14 protein-coding genes are annotated in these 15,248 nt (G+C 71.6%); 10 read left to right on the top strand and 4 right to left on the bottom strand.

The features are described from left to right. Positions 1-81: 81 nt before the first annotated feature. Together ASL10_RS06835 and ASL10_RS06830 are read right to left on the bottom strand one after the other, a co-directional pair. Positions 82-1,122 (bottom strand): App1 family protein, encoded by a 1,041-nt coding sequence (locus ASL10_RS06835; RefSeq protein ID WP_056045734.1) that lies wholly within the window; start codon positions 1,120-1,122, stop codon positions 82-84. 58 nt (positions 1,123-1,180) lie between these two features. Further along, the gene (locus ASL10_RS06830) at positions 1,181-1,909 is read right to left on the bottom strand and encodes an SOS response-associated peptidase (RefSeq protein ID WP_159824822.1); all 729 of its coding nucleotides are present in this window, start codon (positions 1,907-1,909) and stop codon (positions 1,181-1,183) included. 115 nt (positions 1,910-2,024) lie between these two features. Between ASL10_RS06830 and ASL10_RS06825 the strand changes: the two genes are divergently transcribed. From ASL10_RS06825 to ASL10_RS06805, 5 genes are all read left to right on the top strand, one after another. Then, a complete protein-coding gene (locus tag ASL10_RS06825; protein ID WP_056045731.1) occupies positions 2,025-2,672 on the top strand; it encodes a TetR/AcrR family transcriptional regulator in 648 nt (215 codons plus the stop codon). Positions 2,673-2,800: 128 nt separating this feature from the next. Beyond that, positions 2,801-3,637 carry an ABC transporter ATP-binding protein gene (locus ASL10_RS06820; RefSeq protein WP_056045726.1) on the top strand — a complete coding sequence of 279 codons (837 nt, stop codon included), beginning with the start codon at positions 2,801-2,803 and terminating at the stop codon, positions 3,635-3,637. Continuing rightward, the gene (locus ASL10_RS06815) at positions 3,634-4,320 is read left to right on the top strand and encodes an ABC transporter permease (protein ID WP_056045723.1); all 687 of its coding nucleotides are present in this window, start codon (positions 3,634-3,636) and stop codon (positions 4,318-4,320) included. Before ASL10_RS06820 ends, ASL10_RS06815 begins: the two co-directional genes overlap by 4 nt. After that, on the top strand, positions 4,317-5,057 hold the full coding sequence (locus tag ASL10_RS06810) for an ABC transporter permease (protein ID WP_056045720.1): 741 nt from the start codon (positions 4,317-4,319) through the stop codon (positions 5,055-5,057). Before ASL10_RS06815 ends, ASL10_RS06810 begins: the two co-directional genes overlap by 4 nt. Continuing rightward, positions 5,054-5,989 carry an ABC transporter substrate-binding protein gene (locus tag ASL10_RS06805; RefSeq protein WP_235452495.1) on the top strand — a complete coding sequence of 312 codons (936 nt, stop codon included), beginning with the start codon at positions 5,054-5,056 and terminating at the stop codon, positions 5,987-5,989. The genes ASL10_RS06810 and ASL10_RS06805 overlap by 4 nt, the downstream gene beginning before the upstream one ends. Before the next feature lie 90 nt (positions 5,990-6,079). Here the strand turns inward: ASL10_RS06805 and ASL10_RS06800 are convergent, their stop codons facing one another. After that, entirely contained in the window at positions 6,080-6,748 is a 669-nt protein-coding gene (locus ASL10_RS06800; RefSeq protein WP_056045718.1) for a DedA family protein, read from the bottom strand. A gap of 143 nt (positions 6,749-6,891) precedes the next feature. On the opposite strand from ASL10_RS06800, the gene ASL10_RS06795 reads away from it, so the two are divergent. Genes ASL10_RS06795 through cydC form a run of 4 tightly spaced genes read left to right on the top strand, consistent with a single transcriptional unit; the run spans position 6,892 to position 12,760 of the window. Beyond that, positions 6,892-8,304 (top strand): cytochrome ubiquinol oxidase subunit I, encoded by a 1,413-nt coding sequence (locus ASL10_RS06795; RefSeq protein WP_056045715.1) that lies wholly within the window; start codon positions 6,892-6,894, stop codon positions 8,302-8,304. 43 nt (positions 8,305-8,347) lie between these two features. Then, a complete protein-coding gene (gene cydB / locus ASL10_RS06790; protein ID WP_056045711.1) occupies positions 8,348-9,349 on the top strand; it encodes a cytochrome d ubiquinol oxidase subunit II in 1,002 nt (333 codons plus the stop codon). Between the two features lie 10 nt (positions 9,350-9,359). After that, positions 9,360-11,003 carry a thiol reductant ABC exporter subunit CydD gene (gene cydD / locus ASL10_RS06785; RefSeq protein WP_056045708.1) on the top strand — a complete coding sequence of 548 codons (1,644 nt, stop codon included), beginning with the start codon at positions 9,360-9,362 and terminating at the stop codon, positions 11,001-11,003. Then, positions 11,000-12,760: a thiol reductant ABC exporter subunit CydC gene (cydC, locus tag ASL10_RS06780; RefSeq protein ID WP_082460250.1), complete on the top strand. Its 1,761-nt coding sequence runs from the start codon at positions 11,000-11,002 to the stop codon at positions 12,758-12,760. The genes cydD and cydC overlap by 4 nt, the downstream gene beginning before the upstream one ends. Positions 12,761-12,793: 33 nt before the next feature. Here the strand turns inward: cydC and ASL10_RS06775 are convergent, their stop codons facing one another. Beyond that, positions 12,794-13,621, bottom strand: a complete 828-nt coding sequence (locus ASL10_RS06775; RefSeq protein WP_056045706.1) for an aminotransferase class IV — start codon at positions 13,619-13,621, stop codon at positions 12,794-12,796. A gap of 32 nt (positions 13,622-13,653) precedes the next feature. Between ASL10_RS06775 and ASL10_RS06770 the strand changes: the two genes are divergently transcribed. Continuing rightward, positions 13,654-15,078, top strand: coding sequence for an anthranilate synthase component I family protein (locus ASL10_RS06770; RefSeq protein WP_056045701.1), 1,425 nt, complete (start codon positions 13,654-13,656; stop codon positions 15,076-15,078). Positions 15,079-15,248 lie beyond the last annotated feature (170 nt).

Raw genomic sequence — 15,248 nt, 5'->3', positions numbered from 1 at the left:
GGGATGATCCACGATAGCAGCCATGTCGACCTACAAAACAGGATTATCCCACTATCACAGGATCACCACGAGCTACCAGGGTCAGTCGATCACGCCGTTGTCGAGGAGTTGTTCCCACAGGCCGGCGCCGTCGGGTGCCGACACCCAGACGACGTCGCTGCCCTCGGCGTGTTCCGACCGCGACCGTCCACCGGCCAGCACGGCCTCGCTCGGCGACAGCTGACGGATCGCCACGGCGGCCACGTTCTCGGGGTGGTCGTGCAGGAACGTGCCGTACAGCTCTTCGTCGTGCTGCCCGTCGTCGCCGACGAGCAGCCACTTGAGCTCGGGGAACTCGTCGGCGAGGCGGCGCAGTGACTCCTGTTTGTGCAGGCGACCGCTGCGGAAGATCCGGTCGTGGGTGGGGCCCCAGTCGGTCAACAGGAGTGCGCCGCTCGGGTACAGGTTGCGGGACAGGAAGCGGGACAGCGTCGGCGCCACGTTCCAGGCGCCCGTCGAGAGGTAGATGACGGGGCACCCGGGGTTCGCCGCGTTCAGGCGCTCGTAGAGCACGGCCATGCCGGGCACCGGGCGCCGGGCGTGCTCGTTGAGCACGAAGGTGTTCCAGGCCGCGAGCAGCGGCCGGGGCAGCGAGGTGACCATCACGGTGTCGTCGATGTCCGAGACGATGCCGAACCGCGCCTCCGGATCGATGACGAAGATCGGCGCCTCGACCGGCACGGACCCCTCGGTACTGAGGGTCGCGACGTGCCAGCCGGGTTCGAGGTCGACGGCGATGCGGGCGTCGAGCACGCCACCGCGGTCGGCCTGGACGCGTTGGACGCGACCGCCGAGCGAGACCTCGACCAGGGCCTTCTCGACGGGCACGCTGGTGAAGCTGCGCCACCCCCGGACGTTGAGGCGGTCCACGCCCGACAGCGTGCCCGTCCGGGTGAGCAGGACGCGGGACAGCACCCGCGCCCATCCGGGAGCGCCGTAGCCGGTGTACGGCACGACGGTGGGCAGGAGGCCGCGGCGTCGGGCTCGCTTCTCGCGGAAGCGGTGGACCGAGTTCTCGATGCGGGCCGCTCGGTGGAGGAAGGGCTCGACGGCGGCGGGCGGTGCCTTGCGGGTGTCGGGCATCCGGTCAGTCTCGCACGATGGGTCGTCGGACGGACGGACGGACCGCCGGCGGACCGGATCAGCCGACGGGGGCCAGCAGACCGGGGTGGTCGACCGACGACGAGCCGACCTCGGGGCCGACCTCGTGGTGCAGCAGGCGCGCGGCGATCTCGTCGCTGAGGCCGGCGATGCCCTGCACCAGGTCGTCGTCGCCCTCGGTCTCGGGGTCGAGCCAGTCGTCCATGACGTCGGTGCCGACGAGCACCGGCATGCGGTCGTGCACCTCGGACACCGGACCCGAGGAGGCGCGGGTCAACACGGTCGTCGACAACAGCCACCGAGACGGGGCGCCCACCTCGGCCGACGGGTCTCGCCACCACTCGTAGAGCGCGCCGAACAGCACCACCTCGTCGTCGGGCAGCCGCACGAGGACGGGGCGCTTCGAGCCGTCGGGCAGGGTCTGCCACTCGTACCACCCGGTGGCCGGGACCAGGCCGCGGCGCGAGACCACGGCGTCGCGGAACGACGGCTTCTCGGCGACCGACTCGGACCGCGCGTTGAACAGCGGGGGACCGGAGTCGGGCCCTGCCGAGCCACCGGGCACGAGACCCCACCGCGCCGCGGCGAGCCGTCGGACCGGCGGGCCGCCGGCGTCCTCGCCCCGAGGAGCCGCGTCGACGAGCAGACTCACCGGCCGGGTCGGAGCGATATTCCAGGAAGGCTCTGGGAGAGTGTCTCCTGATACATCGACGTCGAACAGGGCCACCAGGTCGCTCGAGGCGCGTGCCATCACGAATCGTCCGCACATGCGATCCATTCTGGTGGCAGCCGCCGACATCCGGTGACCGCCACCACGGTCCCCCTTCCGACGTCATCGCACCGTGCCCGACCCCGTCGAGGCATCGCCACGAAACGGAGAAACGTTGCTCGTCACCGACGTCAATGACGCACTGCCCGGGGGTTCACCGCTGCTGAGGAACGAGCCGGTCCAGGCTCGCAGTTCCGCGCGGCTCACCGGGCTGCTCGACGCGGCCGCGGCCATCATCGACGAGATCGGCTACGAGCGTCTGACGACGGCCATGGTCGCCGAGCGGGCGGGCGCCTCGATCGGCACGGTCTACCGCTACTTCCCCGACCGCATCGCCGTCGTCGACGCGCTCGCCCTGCGTTCCGTCCAGCGTCTGACCGTCCGGGTCGACGAGGCCGTGTCCGACGACGCCGTCACCGACTGGCGTCGTGCCGTCGACCTGTTCGTCGACGCCAAGGCCGAGATGTACCGCAGCGAGCCCGGTTTCCGGGCCATCCGCTTCGGCGACGCACCCGACGTGCGCACGCCCGAGACGCGCCAGTACACGAGCCCCCTGGCCGAGCAGCTGCTCGCCGTGCTCGTCGACCACTGCTCGGTGCCGCGCACCGACGAGCTCGAGCTGGGCCTCCAGGTGGCGGTCGAGATCGCCAACGCCCTGTTGGCGCGCGCCTTCATCGACGACGCCGAGGGCGACGGCCGCTTCGTCGACCAGTGCCGCACGGTCCTGACGGGCTACCTCGAGCCCCTCGTCGGCGCGCACTGACCTCGTCGGCCGTGTGACGGCCGGCGTCGGGGGCCCCGGCGGGGTCGGTGACGCTTCGTCGGGATCTGTGGTTGGGTGAACGCCCTGGCAAGTGTCGATTCGTGCTGCCCACGAGGAATGAGCCACCCATGATCGAGTTCCGTTCCGTGACGAAGCAGTACCCCGACGGCACCCTGGCGGTGGACGACTTCAGCCTGGTGATCCCGTCCCGGAAGACCACGGTCTTCGTCGGGTCGAGCGGCTGCGGCAAGACGACGATCCTGCGGATGATCAACCGCATGGTCGACCCGACCTCCGGTGTCATCGAGATCGACGGCAAGTCGATCGGCGACCTCGAGCCCGTCGGGCTCCGCCGCAGCATCGGCTACGTCATGCAGAACTCCGGCCTCCTTCCGCATCGCAAGGTCGTCGACAACATCGCGACCGTCCCCGTCCTCAAGGGCACGTCGAAGAAGGTCGCCCGCGACCGCGCCCTCGAGCTCATGGACACCGTCGGTCTCGACCGTGACCTGGCCCAGCGTTACCCGAGCCAGCTGTCCGGAGGGCAGCAACAGCGCGTCGGCGTGGCCCGTGGCCTCGCCGTCGACCCGAACATCCTGCTCATGGACGAGCCCTTCGGTGCCGTCGATCCGCTCGTCCGGTCCGACCTGCAGCAAGAGCTCATCCGGTTGCAGCGCGAACTCGACAAGACCGTCGTCTTCGTCACGCACGACATCGACGAGGCCTTCTACCTCGGCGACCAGGTCGTGATCCTCGAGAAGGGCGGCCAGATCGCCCAGCAGGGCAGCCCCGCCGAGATCCTCTCGGCACCCGCCACCGACTTCGTCGCCGAGTTCATCGGAGCCAACCGGGGCAAGCGTGCCCTCCACGTCGAGCAGACGCCGACCGGGCAGGTGGTGGTGGACGGCGACGGGCGCACCGCCGGGGTGCTGACCGAGTCGGTCCGAGGTGGGCAGGCGTCGTGAACTGGATCTGGTCCAACAGCGACTACATCCTCGACAAGACGATCGTGCACCTCGGCCTGAGCGTGCCGCCGGTCATCCTGGCGTTCGTCATCTCGCTGCCCATCGGCTGGTTCGCGAACCGCTACCGGGTGTCGAGGGGAATCCTCACGGTCGCCGGTCTGTTCTACGCGATTCCGTCCTTGCCCCTCCTCATCGCCCTGCCGGTGGTCTTCGGCACCTCGCTGCGGAGTCCCGTCAACATCGTCATCGGCCTCACCCTCTACGGCATCGCCCTCATGGTCCGATCGGTGGCCGACGCCCTCGCCGCCGTCGAGGCCGACGTCACGCAGTCGGCGACGGCCGTGGGCTACTCGTCCTGGCAACGGTTCTGGAGGGTCGAGTTCCCCCTGGCGGGTCCGGTCATGCTCGCCGGTCTGCGGGTCGTCGTGGTGAGCACGGTCAGCCTCGCCACGGTCGGAGGGGTGCTCGGCGTCAACGGTCTGGGACTCCTCTTCATCGACGGCTTCCAGCGCGACATCACCGCCGAGATCGTGGCGGGGATCGTGCTCACCATCGTCATGGCCCTCGTGCTGGACTTCCTGCTCGTGCTCCTCGGGCGGGTCCTCATGCCCTGGAGCCGCAAGGACGCCAAGATCAAGCCCGTCGCTCCCCTCCAGGACCGCCAGAAGGTCGTGCTGCCGTGAACTTCTTCGTCGAGGCGTTCGCCTGGCTCGCGGACCCGATCCACTGGACGGGTGCCGACGGCATCCCCACGAGGCTGGGCCAGCACCTCTGGTACAGCGCCCTCTCGGTGGTGATCGCCTCGGTGATCGCCGTTCCCGTCGGGTACCTCATCGGACACACCGGCCGTGGTCGCTCGATCGCCGTCTCGATCTCGGGCGGCGCGCGTGCCCTGCCCTCCTTCGGCGTCATCACCCTGATCGCCCTGTCCGTCGGCATCGGCCTCACCGCGCCGATCATCTCGTTCGTCATCCTGGCGATCCCGTCGGTGCTCGCCGGTGCCTACTCGGGGTTCGAGGCCGTCGACCGCAAGACCGTCGACGCCGCACGGGCCGTCGGCATGACCGAGTGGCAGATCATGACGAAGGTCGAGATGCCCCTCGGCCTGCCCCTGTTGATCGGCGGCATCCGGTCCGCCGTCCTCCAGGTCGTCGCGACGGCGACCCTCGCCACCTTCGTCGGCGCGGGCGGTCTCGGCAGCTACATCATCACGGGCCTCCGGGCGAACGACTACCCGAAGATGCTGGCGGGCTCCATCCTCGTCATCGCCCTCGCGGTCGTCCTCGAGATCCTCTTCTCGATCGTCCAGCGTCTCGTCGTCCCCGCCGGGGTCACGGCCGGGCGCCCCACCGACATCCGCTCCAGGGCCGTCCGGCCCGGGGCGGTCACGGCAACACCCCTCACGAAAGGCACACAGTGATCACAGCGAACAAGAAAGGCCGGCTCACCGTTCTCGGCGCAGTCGCGATCGGGGCCATGGTGGCCCTGGCAGGGTGCGCGTCGAGCGACCCGCTGAGCTCCGGCGACTCGTCGGCGTCGAGCGACGGCGACACGCTCGTCATCGGCTCGCAGCAGTACTACTCGAACGAGATCATCGCCGAGTTGTACGCCCAGGCCCTCGAGGCCAAGGGCTACACGGTCGACCGTCAGTACCAGATCGGTCAGCGCGAGGTCTACCTGCCCGAGCTCGAGTCCGGCAAGATCGACGTCTTCCCCGAGTACACCGGCAACCTGTTGCAGTACTACGACAAGGACGAGACCGCCAAGTCGCCCGAAGAGGTCGAGACGGCCCTCGCCGCCGCGTTGCCCTCCGGTCTGACCGCGTTGAAGGCCGCCGCGGCGTCCGACCAGGACAGCTACAACGTGACGAAGGAGTTCTCCGAGGAGAACGACATCACGAGCCTGGCCGACCTCAAGGACTACTCCGGCACGCTGACGTTGGGTGCTCCGCCCGAGAACGCCGAACGTCCCTACGGCCCTCCCGGGTTGAAGAGCATCTACGGTGTCGACGTCACCTCGACGCCGATCGACGACGGCGGTGGCCCGTTGACGGTCAAGGCCCTGACCGACGGCAGCGTCCAGCTGGCCGACATCTACACGGCCAGCCCGTTGATCGCCGAGAACGACCTCGTCACCCTGGAAGACCCCGAGAACATGATCCTGCCGCAGAACGTGGTGCCGATCGTGTCCGACAAGGTCGACTCCGACGCCCAGGACGTCATCGACAGCGTCGACGAGGTCCTGAGCGCCTCCGACCTGCAGAAGCTCAACTCGAAGAGCCAGACCGACAAGGAGTCCTCGGCCACCATCGCCAAGGACTACCTGACCGAGAAGGGCCTGCTCGACATCTAGGCCCCCTCGTCGAGAGCCCCGTTCCGTTCGCGGAACGGGGCTCTCCGTCGTCCGGGCCCCGCCCGGAGGGCGACCCCGAGGAGGCGCGGGTCAGGACGTCCCGTCGCCCGCGTCCCCGTCGGGGCGTGTCATGTGGCGCTCCTCGCGGCGGTGCAGGACCTTCTTCACGACGACGACCAGCAGGACGAACGCGACGATGATGCCGACGAAGACGTACCCGGCCTGGTGCAGTCGGTCCGCCAGCTCGCGGTAGCTGCCCGCGGCCGCCGCGCCGACGGAGACGTAGGCGAGGGCCCAGAGGAGGCAGGCGGGGGCCGTCCAGGTGAGGAACGTCCGGTAGCGCATGGGGCTCGTGCCCACCGTCAACGGGATGAGCGAGTGCAGAACCGGCAGGAACCTCGAGACGAAGACGGCGATGCCGCCCCGTCGCGCGAGGTAGTTCTCGGCCCGGACCCAGTTCGCCTCGCCGAGGCGTCGTCCGAGCGCGCTCGCGCGGATCCTCGGTCCGAAGAACCGGCCGAGGGCGAACCCGATGCTCTCGCCCACCAGGGCGCCGAGGACGAGGGCGACCACGAGCGCACCGAACTCGAAGGGTGACGCCACCGCCGTGGCCGACACGATCGCCACCGTGTCGCCCGGCACGATCAGGCCGAGCAGCACCGACGTCTCGAGCACCATGGCGACGCCGGCCAGCACCGTCCTCAGCACGGGATCGACGGACTGCACCAGGTCGAGCAGGGTCGTCAGCACGTCGTTCACCCGCCCGAGCCTATTCACAGCGAGTGCACGGCGCCCGGGTGCCCTAAACGACAGGTGTCGGTCATCTCCGGATCTAGGCTCGACACGTCCCGACGGTGCGACGCACGACCACCACCACCATCCGAGGGAGAAGGCACATCCCGATGAACGAGCTGCTCGACCCGCTGCTGTTGTCCCGCTGGCAGTTCGGGCTCACCACGATCTACCACTTCCTGTTCGTGCCCCTCACGATCGGCATGGCCTTCACGGTGGCGGTCTTCCAGACGGCCTGGGTGCGCACCGGCCGCGTCCACTACCTGCAGCTGACCCAGTTCTTCGGCAAGATCTTCCTGATCAACTTCGCCATGGGCGTCGTGACCGGCATCGTCCAGGAGTTCCAGTTCGGCATGAACTGGTCCGACTACTCGCGGTTCGTCGGCGACGTGTTCGGCGCCCCGCTCGCGCTCGAGGGCCTGCTCGCGTTCTTCCTCGAAGCGACCTTCATCGGCATCTGGATCTTCGGCTGGGACAAGGTGCCGCCGAAGCTCCACCTGCTGAGCATCTGGGGTGCGACCATCGGCAGCATCCTCTCGGCGTACTTCATCATCGCCGCGAACGCCTTCATGCAGAACCCGGTCGGCTACGACATCAACGAGGAGAAGGGGCGGGCCGAGCTCACGAGCATCGGGGAGGTGCTGACCAACAAGGTCGCCCTCGCCGCGTTCCCGCACACGATCTTCGCCTGCTTCATGGTCTCGGCCGCGGTCATCGTCGCCGTCGCCGCCTGGCACCTCTCGCGCAACCAGCACCTCGAGACGATGCGACCGGCCCTGCGGTTCGGTCTCTGGACGATGGTGGCCGCCGGCGCGCTCACCTTCATCACGGGCGACCAGCTGGGTCTCGCCATGGTCGAGACCCAGCCGATGAAGATGGCGGCCGCGGAGGCCCTGTACAAGACCAGCACGGGCGCCGACGCCTCGTTCTCGATCTTCACCCTGGGCACGCCCGACGGGGTGCACGAGCTCTTCAGCATCCGGGTGCCGTACCTGCTGTCGTTCCTGTCGACGCACACCTTCGACGGCACGGTGGAGGGCATCAACGACCTCCAGGCGCAGTACGTGCAGCTCTACGGTCCGGGGGACTACACCCCGATCATCTGGGTCACCTACTGGTCCTTCCGCTGGATGATGGGCCTCGGCATGGTCAGCGTCCTCGTCTCGCTCGTCGGCCTCTGGATCACCCGCAAGGGGCGACTGCCGCAGAACAGGTGGGTCTGGCGGGCCGCGGTCTTCAGCTACCCGATGCCCCTCCTCGCCATGATCGTCGGCTGGGTCTTCACCGAGATGGGTCGACAGCCCTGGCTCGTCTTCGGGCTGCTGAAGACCGAGGACGGCGTCTCGCCGGGCGTCACCGGCCTGACGGTGCTCATCTCGCTCGTCGCCTTCACGCTGATCTACGGCACGCTCGCGGTCGTCGAGTTCAAGCTCATCGTCAGGGCCGCCCAGAAGGGGCCGGCCGACGCCCCCGAGCCCGACCCCGTGTCGGGCGAGATCCGCCACGAGGCGACGGTCTACTGATGCCCACCACCCCCACCGAACCGATGCGAGAAAGGCTCTGACCATGGACCTCCCCACCCTCTGGTTCGTGATCCTCGGGTTCTTCTTCGTCGGCTACTTCGTGCTCGACGGCTTCGACTTCGGGGTCGGCATGTCCCTGCCCTTCCTCGGTCGCGACGACACCGACCGGCGCGTGCTGATCAACACCATCGGTCCGGTCTGGGACCTCAACGAGACGTGGGTCATCGTCGCCGGCGCGTTCCTGTTCGCGGCCTTCCCCGAGTGGTACGCCACGCTGTTCAGCGGCTTCTACCTCCTGATGCTGCTCATCCTGCTGGCCCTGATCGCGCGGGGCGTCTCGTTCGAGTACCGCCACCAGCGTCCCGAGTCCTCGTGGAAGCGCCGCTTCGACCTCATGATCGTCGTCGGCTCGGCCGTGCCGGCGTTCGTCTGGGGGCTGGTGTTCGCCAACGTCGTGCAGGGCGTGCCGCTCGACGAGGGGCACAACTACACCGGGACGTTGGTCGACCTGTTGAACCCCTACGCCCTGCTGGGCGGTCTCACGACCCTGCTGCTCTTCTTCACGCACGGCGTCGTGTTCGTCACGCTCAAGACCGAGGGGGCGATCCGTGACCGGGCCCGGCGCCTGGCCACCCGCGCGGGGCTCGTGACGATCGTCGTCGCGGCGTCCTTCCTGGTCCTGACCTCGCTGATGCACGGGACCCTCGCCTCGGTGGTCCTCTCGGCCGGGGCCGCCGTCAGCCTGATCGCCTCGTTCGTCGCGAACCTGCGCGGTCGCGAGGGCCGGTCCTTCGGCCTCATGGCCCTCACGATCGCCCTGGCGGTGTCGAGCCTGTTCGCCGCGCTCTTCCCCTGGGTGATGCCGGCGAGCAACGATCCGGCGAACGGTCTCACGATCGCCAACGCGTCGAGCTCGACCTACACCCTGACGATCATGAGCTGGGTGGCCCTCGTCTTCGTCCCGCTCATCCTCGGCTACCAGGGCTTCACCTACTGGATCTTCCGCAAGCGGATCACCCGGGCTACCATCCCGGCCGCGCACTGAGGCGACGTCCGTGAAGCCGCTCGACCCGCGCCTCCTGCGCTACGCCTCCGCCGCCCGGGTGTTCCTGGGGCTCGGTGCCGTGCTCGGCCTCGCGCAGACCCTCGCGATCGTCGCCGTGGCCTGGTTCACCACGACGGCCGTGGTCCAGGTCGTCGACGGGCGCGTCTCCGGTCTCTCGACCACCCTGTTGGGGCTCGGGGTCTCGGTGGCGGCACGATCGCTCGTCGCCTGGGCCCTCGAGGTGACGGCCGCGCGGGCCGCGGCGCAGGTCAAGAGCCAGCTGCGGGCCCGGGTCGTCCGCGCGGTCGCCGACCGGGGGCGCGCCTGGGTCGACCGCCACTCCTCGGCGCGCGTCGCGACGCTCGTCGGCCCCGGGCTCGACGCCCTCGACGAGTACTTCGCGCGCTACCTGCCGCAGCTGGTGCTGACGGCCCTGGCGACGCCGCTGCTCATCGTCGTCATGGCGCTCCACGACTGGTTGTCGGCCCTGATCGTCGTGCTGACCCTGCCGTTGATCCCCGTCTTCATGGTCCTGATCGGGTGGACCACTCGGGCCGCCCAGACCCGGCAGTGGGACCGCCTGACGCACCTCGCCTCGTCGTTCGCCGACGCCGTGGGCGGGGCGTCGACGCTCAAGGCCTTCGGTCGCGAGCGGCGCCAGGTCGAGCGGATCGGTCGCATCACCGACGACTACCGGGTCGAGACGGTCACGGTGCTGCGCGTGTCGTTCCTCAGCGGCTTCGTGCTCGAGCTCGCGGCGTCGCTGTCCGTCGCACTCGTCGCCGTGTCCATCGGCATCCGGCTCGTCGAGGGGTCGCTGGGGCTGACCGCCGGGCTGTTCGTGCTGTTGCTCACCCCCGAGGCCTACCTGCCCCTCCGCCAGGTCGGAGCCAACTACCACGCCGCGGCCGACGGGGTCGCGGCGGCGGACGACGTCTTCGAGCTGCTGGATGACGAGGACGGCGACGTCACGCCCCGGTCGTCCCGGGCGACGACCGACGCCGATCCGGCCGCGGCCCTCCCCGAGGCCGACGCGCTCGTCGTCGACCGGGTGTCGGTCGGCCGAGGAGGCGCGGTGCGGCTGGCCGAGACCTCCTTCGTCGCCGAGACGGGTCGCGTCACCGCGGTCGTCGGACCGAGCGGTGCCGGGAAGTCCACCCTGCTCGACGCCGTGCTGGGGCTCGAGCCGTGCGAGGGACGCGCCGTCTGGCGCTCGTCGGGCCGCGCGCCCGCCCGCCACGAGATCGCCTGGTCGGGCCAGTCCGCCCAGTTGTCGTCCGGCACCGTCGCCGACAACGTCGGCCTCGGCGACGAGGACGGGCCCGACACCGAGGCCGTCGTCCGCGCCCTCGACCTGGCCGGCGCGGCCGGCCTCGACCCGGCGCTCGTGCTCGGGGCCGGCGGCGAGGGGCTGTCCGGCGGCCAGGCGCAGCGGGTGTCGGTGGCCCGGGCGCTGTACCGGCTCGACCGCGTCGGGGCGCGCCTCCTGCTGGTCGACGAGCCCTCGTCCGCCCTCGACCGGGTCACCGAGGCCCGGGTCGTCGAGGGCCTCCGTCGCATCGCGGCCACGGGCGTCGCCGTGGTCGTCGTCACGCACCGCCGCGCCGTCAGCGACGCGGCCGACGTCGTCGTCCCGATCGGAGGCCCCTCGTGACCCGCTCGTTGCTCCGCACGGCTCAGCCCGCCGGGCGCCGCGCCGCCCCCGGCCTGGTCTTCGGGTCGCTGAGCGCCCTCTCGGCGGTGGCCTTGCTCGCGGCGTCGGCGTACCTGATCACGCGGGCCGCCGAGCAGCCGCCGATCCTCTACCTCTCGCTCGCCGTCGTGGGCGTCCGCGCGTTCGCCCTGACCCGCGCGGTCTTCCGCTACCTCGAACGGCTGTCGAGCCACGACGCGGCCTTCCGTCAGCTGGCCGTGGTCCGCACCGAGCTCTACCGCCGACTGATCCGCGTGGCCCCGGCGGGTCTCGGCCGCACCGATCGCGGCGACCTGCTGGCGCGCGTCGTCGGCGACGTCGACGCCCTGCAGGACCTTCCCCTCCGGGTCGTGCAGCCGCTCGTGGTGTCGGGCCTGACCTCGGTCGTCGCGGTGGTCGGCGTCGCCCTGGTGTCGCCGATGGCGGCGGTCGTCCTGGCAGGCGCACTCGTCGTCGCGTTCGTCGTCGGCTGCGTCGCCGCGGACCGGCTCGCCCGCCGCAGTGAACGCACCCTCGCCGACCGGCGGGGGGCGCTCTCGGCCGCCGTCGTCGACCTCGTGCAGAACCTCGACGTGCTCGTCGCGTTCGAGGCGGTGGACCGCCAGCTCGCCCGGGTCGCTCGACTCGACGACGACCTGCGCCGCGCCTCTTCGCGTCGGGCCCTGACCGGGGGCGTGGTCGCCGCCGTCCTCTCGGCGCTGTCGGGTGCCGCCGTGCTCGCGACGATCCCCGTCGTGGCTCCCGACGTCGCCTCGGGCGGGCTGACCGGTCCGGCCTTCGCGCTGGTCGCCCTCGTGCCCCTCGCCGTCTTCGAGGTCGTCGGTGCCGTCCCGACGGCCGTGCTGGCCTGGCGTCGCGTGCGGGCGAGCGGTGACCGCGTCGACTCGGCGGTGCCGGTCGACGTGCCGGCCGGCGTCGTCGACGACGACCACGTGTCCGGTGGGGCGGACGTCACCGCCTCCGACCCTCTCCGAGCCCACGGGCCCGCCGTGCCGGCCTCCGTGCCCGCGCTTCGCCTGCGAGGGGTCTCGGCGACCTGGCCGGGGGCGGCGGGCCCCGCGCTCCGCGGCGTCGACCTCGACGTGGCCGTCGGCGACCGCCTCGTGGTCGAGGGGCCGAGCGGCGCCGGCAAGACCACGCTGGCGTGGGTGCTGGCCCGCTTCGTCGAACACACGGGTCGATACGAGGTCGGGGGAGTCGACACGGCGATCCTCGCCCCGGCCGCCGTCCGGGCCACGGTCGGCCTGATCGAGCAGACGCCCTACCTCTTCGACGAGTCCCTGCGGCAGAACCTGCTCTTCGCCCGCGACACGGCCACCGACGACGACCTGCTCGCGGTCCTGGACCGTGTCGGGCTGGGCCGTTGGGCCGCCGAGCGCGGCGGGCTCGACGCACCGGTGGGCGAGCGCGGCGTCCTCGTCTCGGGCGGTCAGGCCCAGCGCATCTCGCTCGCGCGTGCCCTCCTGCGGGGGTTCCCGGTGCTCGTGCTCGACGAGCCGACGGCCGGACTCGACCCCGAGACCGCCCGGCGGCTCGTGCACGACGTCCTGACCACCGCCCGTGACGACGGCTCGACGGTCGTCGTGATCTCGCACGTCGAGGTGCCGGCCGAGCTGGTGACGCGGCGCGTGCGCCTCGAGGCGGGCCGCCTCGACGAGGTCGAGGTGGGCTCCGAGGTCGGGTCCGAGGTCACGCCCGACGACGGGGCCGGCGCCTGACGCGTCGAGGCACCGATCGCGGCCCGGTGGGGGTCAGCCGTCGACCGGTCGTCGCAGGCGGTCGAGTCGGCCGCGCCAGAGCGCCAGGCGCCCCGGCTCCTCGGCGGGTGCCGGGCCGTCGATCCAGCCGGTGACGATGCGGATGCCGTGCAGTGCGCCGAGGCTCCAGACCTCGAACCCGTCGAGCTCGTCCGGCCGGGTGCGGTCGTGCAGCACGTCGACGCCGAGGACGGCGGCCAGCGTCGTCAGGCTGCGGACCGTGACGCCCGGGAGGCGCGCCAGGTCGTCCGACGGGAGGCAGAGGGCGTCCCCGCGCCACCAGACGATCGAGCTCCAGGCGCCTTCGACGACGTGCCCCTCGGGCGAGAGCAGCACGGCCTCGCCGGCCCCTCGGGACCGCGCCTCGGAGACGAGCGAGCCGAGGGCGGCGAGGTCGGGCCCCTTGACCGTCGGTCGCGTGCGGGGGTCCCGGTCGGCCGTGGCGAGGACGACCGAGCGGTGACGCAGGGGAGCGGGACGGAGGCGCAGCCGCAGCCGTGCCCGGTCGCCGTCCTCGGCTCCGTCGCCCGCGACGAGCTCGACGCGGGGGAACCAGGCTCCCGCCCGGGGGAGGACCGCGAGGGCCGCCGTCCAGAACGCCGACACCTCGTCCGCGTCGGGCGCCCCGGGCACCTCGGCGATCGACCCGGCGAATCGGTCGCGGTGCACGTCGAGGGCGAGCACCGAGCCGTCGTCGACCAGCCACGAGTCCGCCACGAGGAGGTGCGGGTCGGCGTCCGCCGCCCCCCCGCCCCCGGGCGTCGCCAGCTCGTCGCCTTGCCAGACGTGCAGCACGTCACCACCCGGCCGGTCGCCACTCATCGGGTCGGGTCTCCGCTCATAGGATCAAGGGTATGCGTCCCGCGGTCGTCCGTTCCTCCCTGCCGTGGCGCGACCCCGAGGCCGTCGTCCGGCACCTGGCCGCGACCGGCGACGTGGTCTGGCGCGACGCCGGGGTGGGCGCCGTGCGGGGCCGCTCGGTCGTCGGGTGGGGTCGGGCCGCGACGGGCGACGTCCGCGACGGCGGCGCCGACCGGCTATGGCAGGCGGTGCGTGACGACCTGGTCGACGTCGAGCCCGACAGCCATCCGCTCGGCTGGGCCGGCTGGCTCGGCTACGGCTTCGGCTGCCGGCTGCTCGACCGCGACGCCACCGAGGGGCACCGGCGGGCAGCCACCGCCTCCACCGTCGCCGCCGACGGGGACCCCGCCGACCTCGCCCTGCTCGACGTCGACCGTGCCCTGGTCTTCGACCACGCCGCACGCTCGGTCGAGGCCGTCGCGCGGGCCGGCGACCCGTGGGCGTCCTCCCTGGTCGAGACCTGGGCCGACGTGCCGCCCGAGCCTCCGGTGCCCGGGCCGACCCGCGCCTCCTCGGGGCGCGCCGCCCCGCCCACCGTCCGCTGGCGGCACCGCCCCGACGAGTACCTCGACCTGATCGAGGGGTGTCGGCGGGCCATCGCGGCCGGCGAGGCGTACCAGCTCTGCCTGACCACGGCCGTCGACGTCGTGGGGCCGGTGGACGCGCTCGAGGCCTTCGCGCGCCTCCGTCGGTCCTCGCCGGCGCCGCACGCGTCGTTCGTGCGCATCGGCGACGTGGCCGTCGTCGGGGCGTCGCCCGAGTCGTTCGTCGAGGTGACGGCCGACGGCCGGGTGTCGTCGGCGCCGATCAAGGGCACGCGACGCCGCGGGTCGGGCGCCGACGACACGGTGCTCGCGCGCGAACTCGTCGAGAGCGAGAAGGAGCGCGCCGAGAACGTCATGATCGTCGACCTGGTCCGCAACGACCTCGCCCGGGTGGCCCTGCTCGGCACGGTCGAGGTGTCCGAGCTGCTCGCCGTGCACTCGTACGAGCACGTCCACCAGCTCGTCAGCACGGTGCGGGCCCGTCTCGGGGCGGGGTGCACCGCGGCCGACGTCGTCGAGGCGGCCTTCCCCGCCGGGTCGATGACCGGTGCCCCGAAGCGACGGGCCGTCGAACTGCTCTCCGACCTCGAAGGAGCGCCCCGGGGGGTCTACTCGGGCGCGACCGGCTGGCTCGGGCGCGACGGCTCGGCGAGCCTGGCGATGACCATCCGCTCGATCGTCGTGCACGGGGCCCGGGCGGCGGGTGCGGGACGGCCCGTGCGACCGGCGGGTGCTCGCGTCGGGGTGGGCGGCGGCATCACCATCTCGTCGGTGCCGGTCGACGAACGCGACGAGGTCGAGCTGAAGGCGGCGGCCCTGCTCGCCGTGCTCGGCGTCCGTACCGCCGACGGGGCCCCGGTCCGCATGTCGTGACGGCGCGTGCCGTTCGGTAGCCTTGGCGAGGATCGCCGAGCCCGGCGCACGTCGCCGTGCCCTCGCACGGACGGTCCGCCCCCACCGCACCGACTGCCAGCAGTGAATGAGAGCCCCGTGGCACACGAGCACGACACGACCGCGACCGACGCCTCCTCGGCCATCCCGCC

It is taken from the genome of Frigoribacterium sp. Leaf8 (assembly GCF_001421165.1).
Taxonomy (GTDB): domain Bacteria; phylum Actinomycetota; class Actinomycetes; order Actinomycetales; family Microbacteriaceae; genus Frigoribacterium.
This window is presented reverse-complemented; position numbering and strand designations above follow the sequence as displayed.

Excerpts from the sequence above, each read along its gene's own strand:
- ASL10_RS06795 (WP_056045715.1), top strand. The coding sequence starts at position 6,892 with ATGAACGAGCTGCTCGACCCGCTGCTGTTGTCCCGCTGGCAGTTCGGG.
- ASL10_RS06835 (WP_056045734.1), bottom strand. The coding sequence starts at position 1,122 with ATGCCCGACACCCGCAAGGCACCGCCCGCCGCCGTCGAGCCCTTCCTC.
- ASL10_RS06830 (WP_159824822.1), bottom strand. The coding sequence starts at position 1,909 with ATGTGCGGACGATTCGTGATGGCACGCGCCTCGAGCGACCTGGTGGCC.
- cydB (WP_056045711.1), top strand. The coding sequence starts at position 8,348 with ATGGACCTCCCCACCCTCTGGTTCGTGATCCTCGGGTTCTTCTTCGTC.
- ASL10_RS06820 (WP_056045726.1), top strand. The coding sequence starts at position 2,801 with ATGATCGAGTTCCGTTCCGTGACGAAGCAGTACCCCGACGGCACCCTG.
- ASL10_RS06775 (WP_056045706.1), bottom strand. The coding sequence starts at position 13,621 with ATGAGTGGCGACCGGCCGGGTGGTGACGTGCTGCACGTCTGGCAAGGC.
- ASL10_RS06770 (WP_056045701.1), top strand. The coding sequence starts at position 13,654 with ATGCGTCCCGCGGTCGTCCGTTCCTCCCTGCCGTGGCGCGACCCCGAG.